This window comes from Clostridium ganghwense, assembly GCF_026735165.1.
Lineage (GTDB): Bacteria > Bacillota > Clostridia > Clostridiales > Clostridiaceae > Clostridium_H > Clostridium_H ganghwense.
Genome location: NZ_JAPQES010000001.1, coordinates 425,524 through 450,139, shown reverse-complemented (window position 1 = coordinate 450,139; position 24,616 = coordinate 425,524). Strand labels below are relative to the sequence as shown.

Below are 24,616 nucleotides of genomic sequence, written 5' to 3'. Positions count from 1 at the left end.
AATGGCTTCGATTTTAGTTGTTGATGATGCGATTTTTATGAGAAAAAAACTTAAAAGTATATTAGAAAGTGTAGGGCATGAGGTAGTAGCAGAAGCAAATAATGGTAGTAAAGCAGTATCAGCTTACAAAACATATAAACCTGATTTAATAACTATGGATATATCCATGCCTAATAATGATGGAATAGGTGCTTTAGAACAAATTATAAATTATGATAATAAGGCTAAAATAATAATGATTAGTTCAGTACAAGAAAAAAATATTATTGTAGATGCAGTAATAAAAGGGGCTAAAGGATATATTTTAAAACCTTTTTCAGAAGAAAAAATTGTAGAAACAATAAATGAGATACTTGAGCTTTAGAAATAGAAGAAATTAAACTTTCAATGTAAATGAGGTAACTTATTAATGAGTAATGAAAAAATTATTAGCGATGAACATTTTGAAAAAATTCTTAACATAAAAACATGTGGAGATCAAAAGGTATTTTATGACTCTCTTCATTATAATAGATATGAAGCAACTTCTTATGATGCTTTAGAAACTTTGTTTAAATATTATAAGTTAAATGAAAATGACAGTATAGTTGACTTTGGATGTGGAAAAGGAAGGCTTAATTTTTATTTAAATTATTCTTTTGACTGTTATGTTACAGGCATAGAAATGAATAATTATTTCTATGATAGGGCTCTTTGTAATAAGAAAGATTACTTGAAAAAACATAATAAAAAAGAAGATAAAATAAATTTTCTAAACTGTTTTGCAGAAAATTATGAAATAAAACCAACAGATAATAAATTTTATTTTTTTAATCCTTTTTCAGTACAGATATTTATGAAGGTTCTCTCAAATATTTTAATTTCTGTAGAAGAAGTTGAAAGAACGGTGGATATTATACTATATTATCCTTCTGAAGATTATATATACTATATAGAAAATTGCGCATCATTTACTCTTAAAAAAGAGGTTAAACTACCTGATTTATATGAGTTAGATGATCGTGAAAGATTTTTAGTTTATACATTGGGATATGTAAATAAGTTTGTGTAAATTCACAAACTTATTTACAGACCCTAGATAATAAAGGTATTATAACTGTATTCTTTCTTTAATTTCACTTATTGCCATCTGTTCTTCTTCACTTAAACTCAAAATATAATTATTAAATTGAAAATACAAATCTTTTTCAAGGCTTAACTCAGATATATATTTTGACAAAAGAATTATTTCCATTTTAGATAAGCTTTTGAAATACATAATATATTCATCTTCAAATAAACAATCAGCATTTAACATATCAACTAAATCTTTTAGACTCTTAATGTTATTTTTAATTAATGCTATTTTATCTTCCACTAAAGAGCACTCGCGAATTTCTTCACTTAACTTTTTAAATTCATAATTTGCCATTTTCTTACCATCAGTATATTGAATTATTTCATTGCCATCCTCCTCATTAAAGGATATGAATACTGTTTCTAATCTATTTAGTTTTAGATGTTCTTTTATGAATAAAGTTATTTTTAATGTAGACTTTTTAATATAAGTTACCAAAGCTGCATTTTTGATATCTAACCTTTTATAGCATATTTTTGCATATCTTAATAATTCTCCTTGTAGTTCTTCTAAAGATAATTTTCCTAACCGATTTTTTATATGTTTCCTATCCAAACTATTAATATTAAGGCTGTTTAAATCTTTGCCACAAATAATTCTTCCTAAGGAATTAATCAATACTAGTTCAAATATGTTTATAAGTAATAGTTCACACTTTTTATCATAGCCTTTTAATAACTTATTAATTTCACTAATTTCAAAGTTATGACAAAACTCATTTTCTAAACTTAAAGTATCTAAATAATTATAAATATACTCAATACCTGTATACTTAATATCATCAATGTAAAGATAAAGTTGATAATCTATTGATCCTGGAGTTTCATGAGCTGCAAAAAAATCATCATATTCTTTAAAAAATAATGGAATACCATAATCTATAGTGTCGTTATATGAATAATTATCAACTTTAAGCTTATTTTCATTAATTTTCTGAAGTAACTTCTTGCGCTCTAATGTTTTCTTCTTGATTAAATCATGTCCCATTTTTAACATATCAGATAAGCTGGTATGCTTTAATTCTTCTATTATAAATTCCATATTGTCAAAGGTCTTTAGATAAATTCCTATGGTATAATCAATACACTGTAAAATACTTTCAGCCACTTCTACCATAACTGAACTACTTTCATCTTTTGTGTAATATTTTAGTTTTACTTTTAAAAGTTCCATTCTTTCATAATATATTCTAGCTAAAATATTATCATCTAGCAGCTTTTTATCATAACAGCTTACTAAAACATCCTTAAAAAAATCTTTCTCACTGAAGTCCTCTATAGAATAGTTGTATTTTTGAATATTATTTCTCTTCTCCATAACTCATCAATCCTTTTCATTATCAAGATTTGTATAATCTTTGAAACCACTTCTTATATTATCAGCGATTTTATACAATACTTTTCCTTCTAAAAGCTCCAATGATCCTTGGCAATAGTTATCAAACATTTCCTTCATAATTTCTATTAATTCATCATCACTTATATAATCTAAAGTTTCATTCTTATAATTATAAAAAATTTCTACAAGTTCATTTATTGTATCACTGTAATTATATTGAGATATATATGGCGAATCACAAAATGCTGTAATAATTTTGTTTATAATTTGACCATTGAATTCTATTCTTCCGCTTTTTTGAAGTGCTATATTTCTTGTGTTAATAATCTCTTTAACATCTTCCTCACAAAGCTTTAATCCATATTTTCTTGTAAATTCATTACATTGAATTATGTCATTAAAAACTTGTTTTTCTAGTAAGTTACTTTCAAACAAATCAATAGAATTTTTCATTTTTAAAACTTCCCTTCAAAAAAGTATTGACTTTTACATTAAAATGTGTTATACTAAAATATTATACGATATAATTGAATATTATAACATTGACAATGATAGGTGTCAATGTGTTTTATAGCGTTAAAAGGGTATCTTCGTTTTTGAAGATACCCTTTTTGTTAATAGATGAAGTAGATAAGGTTAGTAATAATGAATTATTTAAAAATAACTTAAAAAGTTTAAGGTAGGAATAACTCTAAAATCTTTTATTTAGAAGATAAGAAGTTTTATGTGGAAATTCTTAAATTTCTAATTGAAATATCTAATATTTTGGAAATATTGTTTTTTATTGATTTAATAGGTGAAGTATGGTATTATTCTACAAGAAGAGAATTAGTGCCTTTAATATTAGTCCAGAGAGACTAATAAGGTCGTAGAGATTTATAGACTTAAATTCTATTTATAAGTTTATGATTAATATAGTAAGTTTTCGCGACCTTTTATAGAAATATAAAGGGTCTTTTTTATTAGTCAAAATAAACTTATATTAAAAAATGTACTAGTTCTCCTTAAAAAAAAGGAGGAGAAAATATGAGTAAAAAACAATATGTAGACAAGGATTATTCACTTAAATCAGTACCACAAAAGGATAAAAAAGGATTTATTTCAATGTTTGTGGTTATGCTGGGTTTTACATTTTTCTCAGCTAGCATGCTTACAGGTGGAACCTTAGGGGCAGCGCTGTCATTGAAAGAGTTTGCTTTAGCTGTATTTTTAGGAAACTTAATTTTAGCAATTTATACAGGAGCACTAGCATATATAGGAGCAGATACAGGTCTTTCCATGCATTTATTAGCAAGATATTCTTTTGGAGAAAAGGGAGCGTACTTACCATCTTTCTTAACAAGCTTTACTCAAATAGGATGGTTTGGAGTTGGAGTTGCCATGTTTGCAATACCAGTAAGCAAAATAACAGGATTAAATATATACGTATTAGTAGCAGTATCAGGATTATTAATGACCTCAACAGCGTATTTTGGAATGAAGTCTCTAACTATATTAAGTGCAGTAGCAGTACCATCTATAACACTATTGGGGTGTACATCAGTATTTAAAGCAATAAATTCAATAGGAGGTATTTCTCAACTATTGAATATAACATCAAACGGAAAAATGGGTTTAGTAACAGCTTTGACTTTATGTGTGGGATCTTTCATAAGTGGAGGAAGTACAACACCGGACTTTGCAAGGTTTGCAGAGAATAAAAAGGTTGCTGTAATAACAACAGTAATAGCTTTCTTTATAGGTAATTCACTAATGTTCTTATTTGGAGCTGTAGGGGCTATGGCTACGGGTTATTCAGATATATCAGATGTTATGATATCACAAGGATTAATAATACCAGCAATAATAGTGTTAGGTTTAAACATATGGACGACTAATGACAATGCTATATATACATCAGGACTTGGAATATCAAATATAACAAAGATTCCTAAAAGTAAGGTAGTAATATTCAATGGAATTCTAGGTACTTTAGGAGCTTTATGGTTATATAATAATTTTGTAAGCTTCTTAAGTTTGTTAGGAGCAATGATTCCGGCTGTTGGAGGAGTAATAATAGCTGATTATTTCTTTGTAAGAAAAAGAAAATATGAAAACTTTGAAGAAGCTAATTTTAAATCTATGAATTATAAAGCTATAGTAGCTTGCATACTAGGAATATTAGCTGGAAAATATTTAACTATTGGAATCCCATCATTAAACTCATTAATTATAACGGGAGTAACACATATTATATTAGCAAAAGTTATTAAAGAAGAAATAAAAGAAGATACAGAAGATGAGGAGTTGAGGGCATGTTAATAAAAAATGTTAAGATTGCAGAAAAAAATGAATTAATTGATATAAGAATTGAAAATGGCATATTTAAAGAAATAAAAAAGAACTTAGAAGCATATGAGAATGAGGAGATTATAGAAGGAAAAGGAGCATTGGCTCTTCCTCCTTTTGTAGAACCCCATGTTCATTTGGATACAACTCTTACAGCAGGGGAACCAAACTGGAATGAAAGTGGAACTTTGTTTGAAGGAATTAAAAGATGGTCTGAAAGAAAAGCGTTTTTAACAAAAGAAGATGTAAAAGAAAGAGCCAAAAAGGCATTGAGTTGGCAAATAGCTAATGGAATACAATATATTAGAACGCATATTGATACTACGGATGAATCATTATTGGCACTAAAGGCTATGTTGGAAGTTAAAGAGGAAATGAAAGACTATGTAGATATACAAATAGTAGCTTTTCCTCAGGAGGGAATTTTATCTTATCCAAGAGGTTTAGAGCTTTTAGAAGAAGCTTTAAAATTAGGAGCTGATGTAGTTGGAGCTATACCACATTTTGAATTTACTAGAGAATATGGAGTAGAATCCATTAATAAAGTCTTTGAACTTGCCCAAAAGTATGATGCATTAATAGATGTCCATTGTGATGAAATAGATGATGAACAATCAAGGTTTTTAGAAACGGTGGCGGCTAGAGCATTAGAAACAGGAATGAAAAATAAGGTTACAGCCAGCCATACTACAGCAATGCATTCATATAACAATGCTTATACATATAAATTATTTAGACTCTTAAAAATGTCTGATATAAACTTTGTTGCTAATCCACTTGTAAATACACATTTACAAGGAAGATTTGATACATATCCAAAACGTAGAGGAGTTACTAGAGTAAAGGAATTAAAGGATGCTAATATTAATGTGTGTTTTGGACATGATGATATTTTTGATCCATGGTATCCACTTGGAACTGGTAATATGCTTCAAGTGCTGCATTTTGGATTACATGTATCTCAAGTAATGGGATATAACGAGATAAATGAATCTATTAAATTTATAACAACTAATTCAGCCAGAACTTTAAATATACAACATAAATATGGTATAGAAGTAGGTAAGCCAGGCCATCTTATACTTTTACCAGCTGAAAATGGATATGATGCTATAAGACGTCAAGTTCCTGTTTGCTACTCAATAAGAGGTGGAAGAGTAATAAGTAAGACAGAGCCATCTTCAACTAAGGTATATTTAGGGGAAGAAATTAATATAGATTTTAAAAAGTAAACTTAAATAAGGATAAAACTATATACCAAAAGTATATGGTTTTATTTTTTCAAAATAGTTTTCTGAAATGATATTTTTATCGAAGCTGCCTCTGGCTTCTTTTTTTATAATTCTATGCTAAAATATCTTTGTAAACAGTATGTGAAAATTAAGGGGAGGAATATTATATGCTTACAAAAGAAAAAGAAATAAAAGTACATGCCTTAATTTCTCAGGCTAGAACTTTAATAGATAAGCACAATGCAATTCAAAAAAGCACAGGGGGATTATTTAATATTTTTTCTATTTTAAATATGGAAAGATTTGAAGTTAAAACTCATTCAGCATTCATATATGAACTTTTGAATCCACAAGGAAGTCATAATCAAGAAAAAGTGTTTTTAAAGTTATTTGTTGAGAAAGTATTAAAAATTAAAGATTTAGATTATAAAAACATTATAGTTGAAAGAGAAAAAAGTATTGGAAAATATGGAAGATTAGATTTTAGTATTGAGAATGATGATATTTTAATAATTATTGAACTTAAAATTGATGCAGGAGATCAAGATGAACAGCTTAAAAGATATGATAATTATGCCAAAACAAAGGGCAAAAAATATAAGATCTTTTATCTTAACTTATATGGAGATGAAGCAAGTGAACAAAGTACAGGAAAAGGAGATTCAAAGGTAAATTATAAAATTATATCTTTTAAAAGGCATATTTTGAAATGGATTGAAGCTTGTATAGAAAAAGTAGCTCTAATTCCAAATATAAGAGAAAGTTTAAATCAGTATGCAATTTTAATCAGAAAAATAACAAATGGAATAAATGGAGGAATTGAAATGGAATTAAAAGATTTATTGCTACAGGGAGATAATTTAGAAATTGCTGATAAGTTAATACAAGCTGTATCACTAGCAAAAGCGGAAATTGAATTCAAATTTTGGAAAGAAGTACACAATACTATAACATCAAGAATGATAGAACTAAACTTTACTGATGATGAAGTTAGTAACGATTTTAATGAAGAATGGCTGGAAAATATTATTATTCGAAGAAAAAAGAAATCAGGAGAAGTAGAACTTTATTATACTTATGGAAAATATTTAGGAAAACAATTGAAGTTTGTAATAGGTAAAGATGGATATGATAATAACATATATTGTTCAATAGCTTTATATGATTTAAAAGAAGATGAATGGGTGAAATATAAAAAAGATTTTAAGGATTTAGCTGATACAGTAGAAAAATTGGGCTTTAACAAAAAAGGAATATTTAGATATAGACATCTAAATTATGATTTAAACTTTAATAATAAAATTTATAAGCTTTTGGACAAAGAAGAGTTTAGTAAGGCAGTAGAATCCATTTCAAAAGAAGTTTTAGAAATAGCTGAAAAAGTTTCAAAGTCAGATGAATTTAATAAATTGGTAAAGTGAAAATATTAATGGTTCAGAAAGCAGGAGAGTTTTAATATTGAATAATAAATTTAGAAATGAAACTTCTTAAGAATTTTAGATTTAAAGTTCTTAAGAAGTTTTTGCTATTCGTATACTTTTTCTAATACAATATTCTTATCGAAGCTGCCTCTGGCTTCTTTTTTTTCTATTCTTTTATTTAGAAGATCTTCTTCGCTGTAGCCTAGATTTTTGGCAAGGGCAAATATAACTTCCATAATATCAGCAAGCTCTTCTAGATTTTTATCTTGGTGAAATTCAGCAACTTCTTCATCAAGCTTCATATCAAGCAGCTTTAAAGCTTCAGCTGATTCAGCAATATGCATATCAAATTCCTTACCAGCATTTTTTATTATTTCAGGGATTCTGTCACGTACAAGTTTGTTGTAGATTTTCATGGGTAAACACTCCTTAGATTTTACTATATTAAAATTTTAGAATTTATGAAGAAAAATGTCAAAGAATTTAAGAAGTTTTATGGTGAAATTCTCAAATTCTTAGGTTCTTAAATTATGTAAAAAACAATCATTATTTGTAATTTTATCCGATGACTAACAATTCTAATACTCCCTCTTCTACAAGGGGGAGATAATAGAATTCTTTGACTTTAATCAGTTAGAGTTTTTATGATATGTATAAGAATTGTAAAGTCCCTGGATTGGTTAAACTAAAATTCAGATGGAGTAAAAATTCCATCTGAATTAAGTTTCACTTTATGCTAAAATATATTTGCATACAATATGTGAAAATTATGGATAAAACATATGAAAATAAAAAGTTTTAAGGGGAGTAAAAGATTGGGTACAATAGATGGCAAGACTATTATAACTTCAGAGTTAGTACATAAAGATATAGTTACAGGACTTCCAAGTAGTGAAAGGGTAGAAGTAAGAAGATTAGAACAGCTTCTTAGTTATGAAAATTTAGTAGCTAGTTATAAGCTATATTGGTTTCTTGGAATATATAAAGAAATATTAGAAGGAAATAAAGAAATAACTTTTAAAAGAATAGTATGTAGAATGATAGCAAATGCATGGTATCCACTTCTTCAATATCATTTAAGCTTTGGATTTTTTGATAACCTTAATGATGTTGTTTTATATGCTAGCTCAAAATATGGTTTTGACAGCACTGTAAAGGAAAAAGAAATAATAGAGAGATTAGAAAATGATGATGATAAGGAACTGAATAAAAAGATAAAAAAATTCTACAGTATGGTTCCTTATAGATTAATAGCTCCATTTTTTAAAAATGAATTACATGGCTTAAAAGATTCAACAAAGAATAGGCTTATAGAGATTTTGTCTAATGAGAGAGAAGATGTGTTGTATAAAATAGTAAATGATAATGGAGAACGTAAAGTAATAATAAATGATGAATGGTTTAACTACATAGTGAACAATCAAGCAATAATTAAAGGATGGATAAACTATAAGTTAATATATTTTCTTCAAAAGAAAAATCCTAATGTACCGGCAATACCATTAAAGATAGAACCTCCATATACAAGGAATTTAGGTAATGCAAAAAAACTTTGGGAATATATAATAAAAGAAAATATAGAAATGAAAGATATATATACAAAGCAAAAATTTAACACTGAAAACTTTGATAAGTACGGAGTAATGAGTATAGATCACTTTATTCCATGGAGCTTTGTGCTACATGATGAAATGTGGAATCTTGTACCTACATTCAAAAATATAAACAGTACGAAAAGTAACAACCTAGTTCCTATAGATAAATACTTTAATGATTTCTGTGATATGCAGTACATAGCTTTTAATGCATTAATATGTTTAAGGAAAGATAAGATATTACAAGAATACCTAAATACTTGTAAAACTTTAAATATATCTTCTTTAATAAATAAAAGTGAAAGTATAAATAGAGAAGTATTTTATAAATCATTAAGAAATTCCATATATCCTTTGTATCAGATTGCATATAACCAGGGGTATGAGGTGAGGGATATTTGGGGGTAGAGAGTATTATAGGAATAGGGGGGAGATTGACAAGTATTATTTAAGAAAAACAACGGATTTTAAATTAAAAAAGAAGTTAAGTAATATAAAATGGACAAGTACAATTATAGAAAATAAGAAAGGTTAGAAAATATGAATGAAAAGTTTGATAATATTAAAAATATAAGATTTATGAAAAGTGTTAATTTAAAAAAACATGTGTTTTCAGGAAAAGAAGATTTTCTTGATTTTATAAATAATTTAGTGCAATTAGTCGGAGATATAGAAAAGAGTGAAATGAAGATAATTTTAAAAAATGAATTTGGAACTATAAATTTATTTACTTTTGATTCTTTAAAAAAATACATAAAAAAATATAATAACATTTATTCTTTACATATTATAATAATTGATTATAAGAATGTAAAATGTAGAAAGGCAGTTGAATTTAAATTTGAGACATATGAAACTCTAAGAGAAAAATCATATTTGAAAATTTATTCTGATCAAGAATCGTGGATATTAAGTAAGGAACAATTAGTTTTTGATAAATACTTGCCTAAAACAAATAAACTAAGTATTTTTGTAAGTAATAAAATACAATATATTTTGTATTTGGTATTTAGTTTTATTTTAATTTATATTAATGGTAATAATAAACTCAAAATAAATGAAAGTAATAATATTATTCATAAAATATATTTGAGTATTGATTACTTTAGTAAGTGGCAAATATCAGATTACATGGCCTATTGTTTCTTTTTAATTATATTTAGTTTTTTAGGTGAGATTATAAAAACAGTATTTACACCAACATTTATGATAAAAAATAATAGTAAAGAAGGAATAAAATATAGATTTAAACAAAAAATAAAAGAGCAATATAATTTAATTATGTTTATTATTGGTATTATTTCTTTAGTTATAGCTATAGTAAGCTTTATTAAATAAAATTAATTTTTATTTGATTAATATAATAGATAAGATTTAATTAATACAAAAAATATTTAATATTAATAAGTAACCTTCCCAAGAATTTTAAAAGAAAAATTGTTAGGAAGGTTTTTTTATTCATAACATTTTTGATTAAAATTTTGTAATATAAGTGATTTATGTAAAAACAAATAATTTTATGTGAATTTATGCTAAAATATATGTGTGAAATGGTATATTTACATTTCCATATTCAAATTATTTAATAGGAACATTTAAAAGATACAATAAGCATCCTGCCATTAGTTTTTATAATATGGGATTAGTTTCAGAAGCAGAAAAAATTAATGAATGTCCTGAATTATTTGTTTCTATAAATACAGATGATCAAGGTGTATTTGATACATACCTTGAAAATGAGTATGTATTAATGGCAATAGCACTTGAAAGAGCTAAATCATTATATAATCAAGCCATGATATATGAGTGGCTTGATAGAATCAGACAAATGGGGTTGGAACAGAGTTTTTAAATAAGTCATAAAAGTAGTAATGAATACTAAATTATACAATACACAAAAGGGGGATGTATATGAGGTTACTAAAAAGAAGTTGTTATATTTTTTTTGTTTTTGCTTTAGTATTAGTCATGCTACCTTTAAATAAAGCATTAGCGCAAGGTAATACTTTTAAAGTATTACCAGAAAAATATAATATAGAAACAAATAAAGACTGGATTATTGACTTAAATAAAGAAATAAAAAATAGCAAATTAGATGGTATAGTAGTGCAAAAGGATAATGTTTATTTTCCTGTTAAAATTGAAATATTAAAAGGAGCTAATAATAAAGTTAAAATTATACCTGTAGTAAATTATGATAATAACTCAAAATATTGTATGAAGATATTTTTGAATAATGGTAATAAATATAAAATGAACTTCACCACTAAGGCTGATAAGGGATTGAAAATAGATGAAGTGGATTCTACATATAAAGATGAAAAAAATCATTATTGGTTGGTAGATGATAAAAAATTTTTAAGTGTATGTGGAAAAAACTATTTAGATAAATACACTAATAATATATTAGGTTCTATATTTTATAATAAGAATCTATATTCTCAGGATTTTTATAAGGATTTGTATAGCAATAAACATTATATAGATTTAGATAAAAAATATAAAAGATTAACTGGTATTTTTGGAATAGATGATTCAAGTTGTTCAAATAAATGTGAATTTAGATTAGAGCTCATAGCTGATGGATATTCCATTTTTGATAAAACAATGAAAAAAGGTGAAAAACTAATAAATGTTGACGTAAATTTAGAAGGATATGAAAAATTGTTAATTAAAGTGAGTAAATTAAACAGCAGTCAGCTTGTTAGTGATAGATACGATTTTATAAATATAAAATTTTATACTAATTAATATATTTAATAACAAAACTTCCTAAGAACTTAGAAATTTAAGTTCTTAGGAAGTTTTAGTTTTTTACATCAAAGTTTTATATATTAATTTAAACTAAATTATGGTAATGTGATATCAGAGACATGAAACATAAAGGAGAAAGTTTACCATGACTTTAAAAAACGGTATATATGAGCAAATCATAAATAAGTTAATAGATGATAAAATTACAGCTTCAAAAGATACAAAAATAATAAACAAAGAGAATATAGATCAAGCTGAGAGTAGTAAAATTCTTGCGGCATACTTAGAAGAAGTTACTAGAAAAGCTTTATCATATGTCAAAAAAAGCAGTGGTAATAAAGTTTTAAATCAGGTAGGGATTTGTAACAAGTTAATAGATTTACTTAGAGAAGAAACAGGCGAGGAGAGTCTAAGTGATTATACAATAAATGAAGAATCAGAGATTCTACTTGAAGTATTAGAAAGAATGAATTCAAATAGAAATGTTAAGAAGGATTTAATTATACGACCTACAACATCTCTTTCTAAGAGTTCCTTGTTTACAGGTTCTATGTTAGAGCCTAGCTTGATAAGTGAACTTAAAAAAGAGATTTTAACTGCAGATAGAATAGATATGCTTGTTTCCTTCATTAAATGGAGTGGACTTAGATTAATTATTGAAGAACTAAAACAATTTACAAGAGAAAATAAACTTAGGATTATAACTACATCTTATATGGGAGCTACAGATTATAAGGCTATTGAGGAGCTTTCAAAGCTTCCTAATACAGAAATTAAGGTTTCTTATGATACCAAAAGAACCAGACTTCATGCAAAGGCTTATCTATTTCATAGAGAAACAGGGTTTTCTACTGCTTATATTGGTTCTTCTAATCTTTCAAATGCGGCTCTATCTAGTGGTCTTGAGTGGAATGTTAAGGTAACAGAAAAGGATTCACTTGATATTATAAATAAATATGAAGGAACCTTTGATTCTTATTGGAATGATGGTGAATTTAAGACTTTTTACTTAGGAAATGCAGAGAGACTTAAAGAAGCATTACGTAGAGAGAAATATAGGGACAGCGAGGATAAAGTTACTTTTAATTTTGATATACAGCCTTATTCATATCAAAAGGAAATATTAGAAAAGTTAAAAGCTGAAAGAGAGATACATAATAAATATAAAAACTTGGTTGTAGCTGCTACTGGTACTGGTAAAACAGTAATATCAGCTTTTGATTATAAAAGATTTTGCAAAGAAAATCCAAAAGGAAAAAATAGACTTTTATTTGTTGCTCATAGGGAAGAAATTTTAAAACAAAGTCTTGATTGTTTTAGAAGTATTTTAAGGAATCAAAATTTTGGTGAGCTTTGGGTAGGAAAACATAAACCTAATAATATAGAGTATCTCTTTGTATCTATTCAAACCTTTAATTCTAAAAATTTGTATGAGTTCACTAGTGATGATTATTATGATTACATTATAATTGATGAATTTCACCATGCAGCAGCACCAACTTATCAAAAGCTTTTAGAGTATTATAAACCTAAAATATTGTTAGGACTTACAGCAACTCCAGAGAGAATGGATTGTAAAGATGTTTTAAAATATTTTGATGGAAGAACAGCTGCTGAAATAAGATTAAGTGAAGCTATAAATCGTAAATTACTGTCACCGTTTCAGTATTTCGGTGTTTCAGATAATGTTGATTTGTCACATTTAAAATGGAGCAGGGGAGGATATGAAGTATCTCAGCTTGAAAATGTATATACAAAAAATGATCAAAGAGCAGAACTGATTGCAGATGCTTTAAAGAGATATGTTAATAACATTGAGGAAGTTATTGGTGTAGGTTTTTGTGTTGGTGTAAAGCATGCAGAATATATGGCTAGCTTTTTTACTAAGATTGGTATACCTTCTATTTCATTAGATGGAAGTTCTAAAGATGAAGTTAGAAATAGTGCTAAACAAAGATTGATAAAGGGAGAAATTAAATTTATTTTTGTTGTTGATATATACAATGAAGGTGTGGATATTCCAGAAATAAATACTATTTTATTTTTAAGACCAACAGAGAGCGTAACAATTTTCCTTCAACAATTAGGTAGAGGATTAAGATTAAGTGAGGGAAAAGAGTGTTTGACAGTTTTAGATTTTATAGGTCAAGCACATAAAAAATATAATTATGAAAATAAGCTTCGAGCATTAATAGGCAAAACTCACAATGCAGTAGCAAAGGAAGTAGAAAATGGATTTCCCAATATGCCAAAAGGATGTTTCTTACAATTAGAAAAAGTTGCAAAGGAATATATATTAGATAATATAAAGAATGTAGTTAATAACAAAAGAAATATAATTGCAAGAATTAAAAGCTTTACACAAGATACAGGAAAAGAACTTAATCTTATTAACTTTATCAATTATTATAATATGAGCTTGAATGATATATACAAAACTAAATATAGCTTTGCAAGATTGTGTGTGGAAGCTCGAGTAAGAGAAGATTTTTATAATGAAAATGAAAAAGAAATTACTAAAGGTATGCAAAGATTGCAGAGTATAGATTCAAGAAGATTAATAGAATTTTATTTACATACTATGAATAATATAGATGAGTTTTATAATAAAGACTTAAGTGAAGAGGAAACAAAAATGCTATGTATGCTGCATTATATATTTTGGCAAAAGTCACCTAAAGATATGCAATTTGAAAGTGTTAGAGAGAGCTTACTAACTTTATATGAAAATAAAGAATTGTTTGAAGAAATAAAAGAAGTTATAGAGTATAACAAAGAAAAAATAAATTTTATAGATAAAAGTATAGATTTAGGATTTACATGTCCACTTCATTTGCATTGTAAATATTCTAGAGATCAGATATTAAGTGCTGTTGGATATTACTGTGAGGATAAAAAGCCATCTCAAAGGGAAGGGGTACTATATTTAAAAAGTGAAAAACTAGATATATTTTTTGTAACCTTAAAGAAATCAGAAAAGGATTATTCACCTTCTACTATGTATGAGGATTATGCTATAAATGAAGAGTTATTCCACTGGCAGAGTCAAAGTACAACTTCTGAAAATTCAGCAACAGGACAGAGATACATTAACCATAAAAAAACAGGTAACAAGGTTATAATATTTGTTAGAGAATATAAAAAGGAAGATGGACTTACTGCAAACTATTATTATTTAGGTACAGCAAGTTATGTAAGACATCAAGGGGATAGACCTATGAGTATGGTTTGGAAATTAGATCATCCTATGCCAGCCTTTTTATCAAGCAAGGCTAATAAGTTGGTTGTGGGATAATGGTTAATTAGCCACTACCCCTAGGATCATAGCCTTCGATCATTATTTGCCATGATTGCAAAGTTAAATAGCAGTCATGGCTATTTTATATTAATTGAACTCTTCATCAGGAATCAAATAAGAATATTTTGTGATTACAGATAATATGTATTAAATGATATATCTATAAAAATTGGAGGCAATTAATGAAAATAGTTTCTATTATAAATTATAAAGGTGGAGTTGGCAAAACCACTTTAACTGCAAATATTGGAGCAAAATTAGCTAGTGAAGGTAAGCGTGTATTATTAATTGATTTAGATCCACAAGCTAGTTTAACTTTTTCCTTTATATCAGTAGACAATTGGAAAGAAAAATATCAGGAGGAAAAAACAATAAAATCATGGTATGAGTCTTTTACTGATAGAAGAGAACTTAGAAATCTTTCGGACTTTATAATAACTCCTGAAAAAGTTAATAAAAAAGTAGATGGGAAATTAGATATTATATGTTCTCATTTAGGATTAATAAATATAGATTTAGAGTTAGCAGTAATGCTTGGAGGAGCATCACCTAGACAGCAGAGAAATAATTATTTAAAAGTATATTCTTTATTAGCACAGGGAATAGCTGGCATACATAAAGAATATGATTTTGTAATAATTGACTGTCCACCTAATTTTAATATTGTAACTAAAAGTGGATTGGTAGCTAGTGATTTTTATATTGTTCCTGCAAAACCTGACTATTTATCCACATTGGGAATTGACCAAATAGACAAACATGTTAAAGAACTGGTTAATGATTATAATAACTATAGTATTCAAGATGAAAATGTAGAATACTCTAAGATTAATCCTAAAATGCTTGGAGTAGTATCGACTATGGTGGGAATAAAAAATGATAAACCTATAATATCTCAACAGCAATATATTTCTAAAATGAAGCTATTGGATATACCTGTTTTTCAGGTTAAATTAAGAGACAATAAAAGTATTTATAGTGATGCAGGCGAATTTGGAATACCAGTTGTATTAAAGAAAGCAAATAATAAAACTGCTAATATGGTGAATTTAGAATTGAATAAAGTTACTTTGGAAATTTTAAATAAGATATCAGGAAGGGACAAAAAACATGAGTAATTTTAGAATGAATACAGCGGAGTGTTTAAAATTTATATCTAATATTATGGAACACTTAACTGATGATCAATATAGAAATATTTTAAAGGGAAAAGGTAAATTAGTATATAAAGAGATTAAAAATAAGAATAATAAAATATCAATAGAAGCTACTGAAAATAATGAAAAAATGAAAGAAGTTTCAAATAAGTTATTAGGGCTTAATTCTAGAGAAGAAGCAGATCAATTACTTAATAAATTGAAGTTGAAAAAGTGTGATTTAATTAAAATTGCAGAACAGCTGGGTATTCATCTATTAAAAAAAGATACCAAAAGTGAAATGATACAAAAGATAATTGAATTTGCTGTAGGCGTTAGACTACGAAAAAAAGCTATAGAAGAAACTGAATTAAAAATAAAGCATAAGTTATAGCAACACATATTCTTGATATCAGCTAAATACCTAGATTGTATTAGTATATTGTAAATATAAGCAAAGAGAGATTTAAAGAATTTATATATTTAGCAATAAAACTTCTTAAGAATTTAGGAATTTAAGTTCTTGGGAAGTTTTGTTGGTTTTTATTTAAAATTTTGAGCATATCATGTTTATTTGGATATATTTACTGGTTTTTAAAATAAATTAATTGTAAAATTATAATTGAATAATTGATTATTAATAGGGTAGTCAAAAATTGGGGGGAGAGTTTAAATGATTTACGAAATTCTAAATCAATATTATTCAGCTTTACATAAAGAAAAACATCATCGCTATAAATCATGGGAGCATTGCTATAAATTTTTTAGAACCCATAGAACTATTATTTCAGAAGAACAAAAAGATCATGCAATGTTGAATCTTGCTTTCTATTTAGCATCATGGGGGATGTATAGAGGCTCATCTTTTTTGCTTCAAAAAGACTATAAAGTACATAGATATGCATTAGATATTTTATTAAAAGAAAAATATAGCAAATTGTGGAACTGGAATATAGAAGATAAGTATAGTTTAAATGAGTATGTTGAATTACTATTTAGTTTAAAAAAAGAAATAGTTTCAGCATATGAAGATAATATAAATATAGTTAACGGAGTTTTGAAAAAAATAAATATAACAGATACTTTAGTTACAAAAATACTTCTTGGAACTTATGGATGTTCACCTGCATATGATCAGTATTTTGTAAAAGGATTAAAATTCCATGGGATTGAGCAATGTACATTTAATAAAAATTCTTTTTATAAGTTAGTTAAATTTTATAATGTGTTTAAAGAAGATTTTGATAGATTCCAAGAAAAAACTAGATGTGATGGATTAGAGTATCCAATTATGAAGTTACTAGATATGTATTTTTGGCAAGTAGGATATTGGCTAGATATAGTATTTGAGGATGGTAAAACAGTAAACTTTTTTAAAGATATTAGAGAGAAATATAATGAAGCGTTAGACATAGAAGAAAAATTTAAAATAAATAAAAATACAACTATTGATATAAAACCTAATGAATTAGAAAGATTTACATTGCCAGATAACTTAAAGGGTAAAAGTATTCATTCAAAAGTAATTCCTACTGTATGTAATTTGAAAAATTTACTTGAAAAATTAGTTGAAGTTCATGGAGATGAAGCAAAGTTTAAACAATGGGAACTAAGAAGTTATAAGGGATATAATATTAAAGAAATAAAGTTTAAAATATTAAATAGTGAAAGAGATAAATGGAAACAAATAATTAGAAATCATATTATTTCTAATCCTATCCATGTATTTGGAGCAAATATTACTGATATATATCTTGTTGCATATGTGAGTGAAAATTATGGTATAGGTAAAGAGAATTTCTTTAAATATATTAGAAATGCTGGTATAACTGAAAAGCATAATAGTATACAGGCTATTTGGCAAGTAGGAAAAGGGGATGGAACTTATTTAGGAATATTAAATGAAGATGGTTCTGTAAAAGATTGGAATTTTATAAATTGCTGGATTAATGGATAAAGTTTTTAGAATATTAGTAGAAAATAATAAAGGAGATGAACCTGTGAAAACAATAAATAATAGAATGTGTATTTTAATGTTTTGTTTGCTAATAAGTGTGTCATCTATTGGGTGCAGCAATTTAAAACAAAACACAGCAACTTCTAACAAACAAAAGAGTGAATTAAAGAATAATTCACAGAGTGAAGGTTTAAAGGATACAAATTCTAATAAGGAGAATGTAAAGGTAGAAAAGGAGAATAAAGAAAATAAACCTCAACAGGTATCTACCAATGAAAATAAAAAAGATAATAGTACCCCAAATAAAGAAAAAATTATTACTCTTACAGATGAAGAACATAAAAAAATTAATATATTTTTCAGTAATTTTTCTGAAGTATATTTAAAACCATTTCAAAAAGGAAAAATTTCAGATAGTGAATTAATGCAATTTGGATTTTATCATAATTATATTAATAATCCTAAAAGAGTTAAATATAAAGATAGTAATGCGATGATATCTAAGGAATATGTATTTGAGAGTATAGAAAAATATTTCAAATTGGATATAAGTAAACATAAAATACCAAGCAGAGTAGGAAAAGAGAATGTAGGAATAAAATATTCTAATGGATATTTTTATACGCCAGCTGCTGATGGAGAAACATATCCATTTTCACAAGTTATAAAGCTTGTTGATAATGGAGATAAAACCATGACAGCTTATGTAGATGTATATGTAGGTAATATATTTGATTTTTATAATTATAAGCCTTATAGTAAATGGAGCAAAAATGATAAAGGTTCAGCTGATAAAATTGGGAGTTATAAAGCTCTAATAGAAAAAGAAAATGGAAGATATATTCTTTTGGAATATAATAAACTATATTAAGTTGTCCCCCAATTATGGTAATGGGTTTTGCAAGCTTGTTAGAAAAGAATTTGATAACAGAAAAAGAACATAATGAATTGAGGGATAAAGCTAACCATTCTTCTGATATAAACGAACAAAAAAGTTCAAAAGGTTGTATAAGTACATATGATTTATCGGAAGAAGATTTTAAGAATTTAATTAAGTTGAATATAGAGTTGATAAAAAAAGAATTAGGGAGATAAAAACAATCAGTATTGATACTTCATTATATAATATGATAAAAAGAATAAATTTGATATTCAAAACATTGATGCTTATGAACAATTTAAGAAAATAAAAATTTAAAAATAAAGGGAAAATAAAGTTTTAAAAAGAAGCGTTATTAATTAAAAATACATGCTTCTTTTTTTGTTTGCAAAATTTAAGAATATAAATTTAAAAAGATTAATAATATTTTAATGTATTATCAATCTTTTTAGGAGAGTAAAATGGCAAAAGTAATAAGTTTTATAAATCTTAAAGGCGGTGTAGGAAAAACAACTTTATTGGTAACGACAGCAGAGGTATTAGCATGTGAACATAATAAAAAGGTCTTAGTTATAGATCTAGATCCACAAACAAATGCAACTGTATTACTTATTAGTCAAGAAAGATGGAAAAAGGCAAATGAAAATAACAGAACTATACATCAATTGTTCCTAGATAAGGTAGAGGGAACGACAGCTTTTGATATTAATAAGTCAATAATTAAAGGGGTAAGTAATATTGGAGATGGAATTAGTAATTTAGATTTACTTCCATCAAGTATTGATTTAATAGATATCTATGATAAAGTTTCAGGACTAAACTATAACAATAATTTAATTAAAATTTTAAAAGAACAATTAGAAATATTAGATAACCAATATGACTATATACTAGTTGATTGTCCACCAAATTTAGGAGCTATAACAATGTGTGGAATATATATGAGTCAGTATTATATTATTCCTGTAATTGCAGATACATTATCAACTTATGGTTTAAATCAAGTTATAAGAAAAATTAATGAAAAGGCAAGAGAGATAAAGAGAATTGAGGACACTTATTCAATTAAACCACTAGGTATTGTAATAAATAGGTATAGGGATAATAAACCGTACACAAGTATAAAAGCAGGATTAGAATTAAAAAGTAAGAATAGAGAGATTCCTAAGTTATTTGAAACTGTTATTTATAATAGATCAACAATTTCAAATATTTGTGACTATTCTGAAAGTGAAAATACTATAAGAGGGAAATATAAAAAAGAATTTTCCACAATAGACAACCTAGTGAAAGAAATAATTGAGAGGTGCTAAGGTTATGGGATCAAGTGGTGTTTTAAAAGAAATAGAAAAAGCATTAATAAATGGAGAAAGTAGAGAAAGTCTAAACAAGAAATACAATAAAGCTTCAGTAACAAGGGTTTATAATAGACTTAAGAAAGAAGGTAATATTAAGATTAATGAATCAAATGAAGATAATGAAAAAGAACTTGAAAAATTGTTAAAGGAAGCTTTGAATTTAATTAATAATGAACGAAAATATGAAATAACTATTTCAGTAAAGAAAAAAATAGACAATATAAATAATAGCAATGGGGAGATATTAAATCCATTCAAATTATATGATGAGCTAAACAGAGAGAGCATGGCAAATGAGCTCAAAGAAAAAGATCGGAATTATCTTATTAAAATAATAAAAAAGTATTTCAATTATAATAGCAAATTACTTAAGGGATATACAAATGAACAATTAGCAGTATATATACGTTCAGAAGTAGAAAAAGTTTTGAGTATAGGAAGCTGCTTTAAATAATTTTATAAATAAAATTTTAGAGACAGTTAATTTGTAAAGAAAAAAGACTAATTATTTCAGTTATACAACTAATAATCAAAAAGGAAGTAACAACAGAAGAATAATAAGAATTATTCTAACACTTATGATAATGAATTTTATGTTCCATATTATGACAATATGACTGATGAAGAATTTAAAGAATTTATATATTTACCAATAAAATTTCTTAAGAATTTAGGAACTTAAATTCTTAAGAAGTTTTAATTTTTGTAGAAATATAACGAACAAAAGTTCGTATAAAATACTTCTTTAGGTTAATAATACTAATGAAAGTAAATTTAACCTATGGAGGAATGAAATATGGAAGTGGCATATCATAATAATGACATAATATTAAAATATATGTCAGAAGCATTTAAAGATACCGCACTTACTTTTTATGGTGTAGATACCCCTAAAATTAAAGCAGTTATTCCAACTGAATTGCCAGTATTAGAGGTAAGTGAGGAAGCGATGGATTTTGTATTTTTACTTGAAGATGATACATATTTGCATCTAGAGTTTCAGACGACTAAGAGTTATGAAAATTTAAAGCGGTTTTTATTATATGATGCAAGGCTGTATAAGAAATCTAATAAAAAGATAAAGACAGCAGTAATTTATTCATCAGATATAAGTAATGCTGAAAATAAAATAGATATTGGTGCTATAAAATATTATGTAGAAAACATATTTATGAAGAAGTATAATGGTGATAAAATATATTTAAAGATAAAAGAAAAAATAGAGCAAAATTTTGAGTTAAGTGATTTAGATAAGCTAAATCTAATATTTTTACCACTTATGAATAATAGTACAGATAAAAATGAAAGTGCAGTTAAAGCAGTTGAGCTAGCAAAAGAAATAAAGGACGAAGAAAAAAGATTATTTTGTATTGGAGCATTGATAGGAATATCAGATAAATTTATAGATAAAGAATATGTAAAAAAGTTAAAGGAGGTTTTGAAGATGACAAGAGTTGGAGCAGAGTTACGTGAAGAAGGAAGAGAAGAAGGAATGAAAGAAGGTGAAATAAAAAAGGCAATAGAAGTTGCAAAAAAATTATTAGAAGCTGGTATGGAAGAAAAGTTTGTTATGGAAACTTCAGGACTTTCAGAAGATAAAGTTATAAAAATAAAGAGAGAATTGGAAAAAGGAAAACATTAAGAGAATTAAAAACTTCTTAAGAATTTTAGATTTAAAGTTCTTAAGAAGTTTTTTGATTTTTAAGAGGGGATTGTATATCCAGCACCTTCCAAGGGGCTTATAAACACCTAGGGGAATAATAAGAAGAGAAAAGAAGAATAAAAAGAAGAAGAAGAGAAAAAAATTTTTAAGAATAGGGGTAGTTTTTCTGCATAAGTGCATATTTACTCTTTAAGTAAGATTTTTAAGGAGGAGATTTGTGTGGCTTTATATAGACAATTACAGGTGAAATTTTGGCAGGATGGCTTTGTTCTAGATTTAACTCCAGAGGAAAAATTCTTTTACGCTTATCTTATGACCAATTCTAAAACAACACAGTGTGGCATTTTTGAACTTCCAAAAAGAATTATAGAGATGGAAACAGGTTATAACAGAGAAACTGTGGACAAGCTTATAAAAAGATTTGTAGACTATGGCAAAATATATTACAGTGAAGATACAAAAGAAATTATGGTAAAGAATTGGATTAAATACAACTTTATAAACAGTAAAAATACTATTTTGTGTATCAATAAAGAATTAAAAGAAATCAAGAATACTGAGTTCGTTTTCAAGTTTTATGATATATGCAGAGAGCTTAACTACCCACTTGAAATTATTTTTGAAGGTATTCAAGAGGTTGAAAATAACTTAAGTGAGGATACAAATTCAGAAATATTTAAGCAAAATACAAGCCTAATAGAGAAGGAAGAAGAGGTTGAAGAAACAGAAGAAACATTTGAAGAAAATGTTGATTTTAAAGAGGTTGTAAATACTTTTAATAACAATATTCATCCTATTACTCCCATTGAATATGAGAAGCTAAAGAACTGGGAAGATGATGTTAAGTGCGATGCTATAATTTTAGCAATTAAAGAAGCGGTAAATCATAATGCAAGAACCTTGAGCTATATAAATTCAATATTAAACAATTGGTATAATCTCGGTCTTTATTCTGCACAGGCTGTAAATGCGTATCAGCGTGACTGGAATAGTAAAAATAAAAAAGATAAAAATGAATCTATGGCTAATGCTGAAGCCTATATGTATGTTGAATAGGGGGATGGCATTATGAATATAAACAAAATATATAACAAAGAAGCAGAAACAAGTATAATGGGGGAAATTATTTTTGATAATAATGGATTGCTAGAGGTTATGGATATAATAAGCAGCAGTGATTTTTACCATGATGGGCATAAGCTTATTTTTCATGCAATGGTTAAACTTTATGAACAGGGTAAAAAGATTGATGTGGTAGCTTTAGCAGAAAAATTGGGTACTTCGCTAAAAGAAGTTGGAGGACTGACTTATCTAAGCCAACTTTTAGGTAGTGCTCTTCCATCAGGAAACATAAAGTATTACGCTGAGATTATAAAAGAAAAATCTACAAATCGAGAACTGCTAAAAGTTATAAACAAAGCACAGAATGATATTGAAAATGAGGATAAAAAAAGTGAGGAAATTGTGGATTATTTTGAAAATAAATTTCTGAATATGAAAAATGTATCCAGTTGTGATGATGGAGATATTACTGAAGCTATGATAGGGGTTATAGACAGGATGGAGGAAAGATACATAAAAGGTGGAGAAATAAGTGGTATTAAGACTGGATATAAGATTTTAGACAAAGCCCTTGGAGGGTTATGTTCAGAAGAGTTTATTATTTTAGCAGCAAGACCATCTATGGGAAAAACAACTATGGCTCTTAATTTAGCTCTTAATGCAGTCTTAAAAAGTGGTGCTAGTACTGCATTTTTCAATTTGGAAATGGGAAAGGACCAAATTCTAAAAAGAGCTCTTTCAAACTACTCAGAAATTCCATACAGTCTTGTAAAGGAATCAAAATTAAATGATGATCAGTGGGTAGAAATAATGAAAGCAGCAAGTGCAATTACTGATTCAAAGTTTAGTCTATACGATAAAGTCTTCACTATAAATGGCATTAAGAGAGAGTGTAAAAAGTTAAAAATACAGAAAGGTCTTGATGTGGTTATAATTGACTATCTGCAGCTTATTGATAGCGGGGAAAAAACACAAAACAGAACTATAGATATAGCTAAGATTTCAAGAACACTTAAGCTTATGGCAAAGGAGCTAAAGGTTACAGTAATTGCACTATCACAGCTTTCAAGAGCACCAGAGGCACGTTTAAATCACAGACCAATGCTTTCAGATTTAAGAGAATCAGGAAGTCTGGAGCAGGATGCTGATGTGGTTATGTTTTTGTATCGGGATGCCTATTATAATATTGAAAGTGAGGAAAAGGATACTATAGAAACCATAATAGCAAAAAATAGAAATGGTAAGGTGGGGACTGTAAAGTTGAAGTGGAAGGCAGAGCTGCAGAAGATTGTGTAAAATTGAAAATTTAGCAAGTAGGAAACTAGATTTCGAGAAATTCCCCAGGAGATGTAAACAATTATGCAAGCATTATTCATAAATAACATAACAAAAAAGCGAAAATTGTAAATTATTTAAAAAATGTATGTTTTATGGTAAAATAATGTTGAATTTAATAACTTAATTAATAAATTAAGAA

General features: G+C 26.8%; 23 protein-coding genes. 20 read left to right on the top strand and 3 right to left on the bottom strand.

Annotated features, from left to right (window positions below):
* Position 1 precedes the first annotated feature (1 nt).
* A complete protein-coding gene (locus OXH55_RS02015; RefSeq protein ID WP_268047775.1) occupies positions 2–364 on the top strand; it encodes a response regulator in 363 nt (120 codons plus the stop codon).
* A gap of 63 nt (positions 365–427) precedes the next feature.
* Positions 428–1,051: a methyltransferase gene (locus tag OXH55_RS02010; RefSeq protein WP_268049005.1), complete on the top strand. Its 624-nt coding sequence runs from the start codon at positions 428–430 to the stop codon at positions 1,049–1,051.
* Positions 1,052–1,090: 39 nt separating this feature from the next.
* On the opposite strand, the gene OXH55_RS02005 is transcribed toward OXH55_RS02010, so the two are convergent.
* Positions 1,091–2,434, bottom strand: a complete 1,344-nt coding sequence (locus OXH55_RS02005; protein WP_268047773.1) for a DUF6179 domain-containing protein — start codon at positions 2,432–2,434, stop codon at positions 1,091–1,093.
* Positions 2,435–2,440: 6 nt separating this feature from the next.
* Positions 2,441–2,908, bottom strand: a complete 468-nt coding sequence (locus tag OXH55_RS02000; protein ID WP_268047771.1) for a DUF6323 family protein — start codon at positions 2,906–2,908, stop codon at positions 2,441–2,443.
* 573 nt (positions 2,909–3,481) lie between these two features.
* On the opposite strand from OXH55_RS02000, the gene codB reads away from it, so the two are divergent.
* From codB to OXH55_RS01985, 3 genes are all read left to right on the top strand, one after another.
* On the top strand, positions 3,482–4,756 hold the full coding sequence (gene codB, locus OXH55_RS01995; protein ID WP_268047769.1) for a cytosine permease: 1,275 nt from the start codon (positions 3,482–3,484) through the stop codon (positions 4,754–4,756).
* Positions 4,750–6,015 carry a cytosine deaminase gene (locus OXH55_RS01990; RefSeq protein ID WP_268047767.1) on the top strand — a complete coding sequence of 422 codons (1,266 nt, stop codon included), beginning with the start codon at positions 4,750–4,752 and terminating at the stop codon, positions 6,013–6,015. Before codB ends, OXH55_RS01990 begins: the two co-directional genes overlap by 7 nt.
* 167 nt (positions 6,016–6,182) lie before the next feature.
* On the top strand, positions 6,183–7,436 hold the full coding sequence (locus tag OXH55_RS01985) for a PDDEXK-like family protein (RefSeq protein WP_268047766.1): 1,254 nt from the start codon (positions 6,183–6,185) through the stop codon (positions 7,434–7,436).
* Between the two features lie 104 nt (positions 7,437–7,540).
* On the opposite strand, the gene OXH55_RS01980 is transcribed toward OXH55_RS01985, so the two are convergent.
* Positions 7,541–7,852, bottom strand: coding sequence for a nucleoside triphosphate pyrophosphohydrolase (locus tag OXH55_RS01980; RefSeq protein WP_268047765.1), 312 nt, complete (start codon positions 7,850–7,852; stop codon positions 7,541–7,543).
* 399 nt (positions 7,853–8,251) lie between these two features.
* Between OXH55_RS01980 and OXH55_RS01975 the strand changes: the two genes are divergently transcribed.
* The 15 genes from OXH55_RS01975 (at position 8,252) to dnaB (ending at position 24,435) form a co-directional block, all read left to right on the top strand.
* Positions 8,252–9,439 (top strand): HNH endonuclease domain-containing protein, encoded by a 1,188-nt coding sequence (locus OXH55_RS01975; protein WP_268047764.1) that lies wholly within the window; start codon positions 8,252–8,254, stop codon positions 9,437–9,439.
* Positions 9,440–9,571: 132 nt separating this feature from the next.
* Complete coding sequence (locus tag OXH55_RS01970; RefSeq protein WP_268047763.1) at positions 9,572–10,369, top strand: hypothetical protein; 798 nt, start codon at positions 9,572–9,574, stop codon at positions 10,367–10,369.
* A gap of 298 nt (positions 10,370–10,667) precedes the next feature.
* Entirely contained in the window at positions 10,668–10,883 is a 216-nt protein-coding gene (locus tag OXH55_RS01965) for a hypothetical protein (protein WP_268047762.1), read from the top strand.
* Positions 10,884–10,942: 59 nt separating this feature from the next.
* Entirely contained in the window at positions 10,943–11,782 is an 840-nt protein-coding gene (locus tag OXH55_RS01960) for an NPCBM/NEW2 domain-containing protein (RefSeq protein ID WP_268047760.1), read from the top strand.
* A 148-nt stretch (positions 11,783–11,930) separates the two neighbouring features.
* Complete coding sequence (locus OXH55_RS01955; protein ID WP_268047758.1) at positions 11,931–15,080, top strand: DEAD/DEAH box helicase; 3,150 nt, start codon at positions 11,931–11,933, stop codon at positions 15,078–15,080.
* A gap of 185 nt (positions 15,081–15,265) precedes the next feature.
* Positions 15,266–16,201 carry a ParA family protein gene (locus tag OXH55_RS01950; protein WP_268047756.1) on the top strand — a complete coding sequence of 312 codons (936 nt, stop codon included), beginning with the start codon at positions 15,266–15,268 and terminating at the stop codon, positions 16,199–16,201.
* Positions 16,194–16,613 carry a hypothetical protein gene (locus OXH55_RS01945; protein WP_268047755.1) on the top strand — a complete coding sequence of 140 codons (420 nt, stop codon included), beginning with the start codon at positions 16,194–16,196 and terminating at the stop codon, positions 16,611–16,613. Before OXH55_RS01950 ends, OXH55_RS01945 begins: the two co-directional genes overlap by 8 nt.
* A gap of 279 nt (positions 16,614–16,892) precedes the next feature.
* Positions 16,893–18,176, top strand: coding sequence for a hypothetical protein (locus OXH55_RS01940; protein WP_268047753.1), 1,284 nt, complete (start codon positions 16,893–16,895; stop codon positions 18,174–18,176).
* Positions 18,169–19,047, top strand: coding sequence for a hypothetical protein (locus OXH55_RS01935; protein WP_268047751.1), 879 nt, complete (start codon positions 18,169–18,171; stop codon positions 19,045–19,047). The genes OXH55_RS01940 and OXH55_RS01935 overlap by 8 nt, the downstream gene beginning before the upstream one ends.
* Positions 19,048–19,061: 14 nt before the next feature.
* The gene (locus tag OXH55_RS01930; RefSeq protein ID WP_268047749.1) at positions 19,062–19,271 is read left to right on the top strand and encodes a hypothetical protein; all 210 of its coding nucleotides are present in this window, start codon (positions 19,062–19,064) and stop codon (positions 19,269–19,271) included.
* 246 nt (positions 19,272–19,517) lie between these two features.
* Positions 19,518–20,369, top strand: coding sequence for a ParA family protein (locus OXH55_RS01925; protein WP_268047747.1), 852 nt, complete (start codon positions 19,518–19,520; stop codon positions 20,367–20,369).
* A gap of 4 nt (positions 20,370–20,373) precedes the next feature.
* Positions 20,374–20,868: a hypothetical protein gene (locus OXH55_RS01920; RefSeq protein WP_268047745.1), complete on the top strand. Its 495-nt coding sequence runs from the start codon at positions 20,374–20,376 to the stop codon at positions 20,866–20,868.
* A 342-nt stretch (positions 20,869–21,210) separates the two neighbouring features.
* Positions 21,211–22,056, top strand: coding sequence for an RpnC/YadD family protein (locus OXH55_RS01915; protein WP_268047743.1), 846 nt, complete (start codon positions 21,211–21,213; stop codon positions 22,054–22,056).
* 240 nt (positions 22,057–22,296) lie between these two features.
* Positions 22,297–23,133, top strand: a complete 837-nt coding sequence (locus OXH55_RS01910; RefSeq protein ID WP_268047742.1) for a DnaD domain-containing protein — start codon at positions 22,297–22,299, stop codon at positions 23,131–23,133.
* 12 nt (positions 23,134–23,145) lie between these two features.
* Positions 23,146–24,435 (top strand): replicative DNA helicase, encoded by a 1,290-nt coding sequence (gene dnaB / locus OXH55_RS01905; RefSeq protein ID WP_268047741.1) that lies wholly within the window; start codon positions 23,146–23,148, stop codon positions 24,433–24,435.
* Positions 24,436–24,616 lie beyond the last annotated feature (181 nt).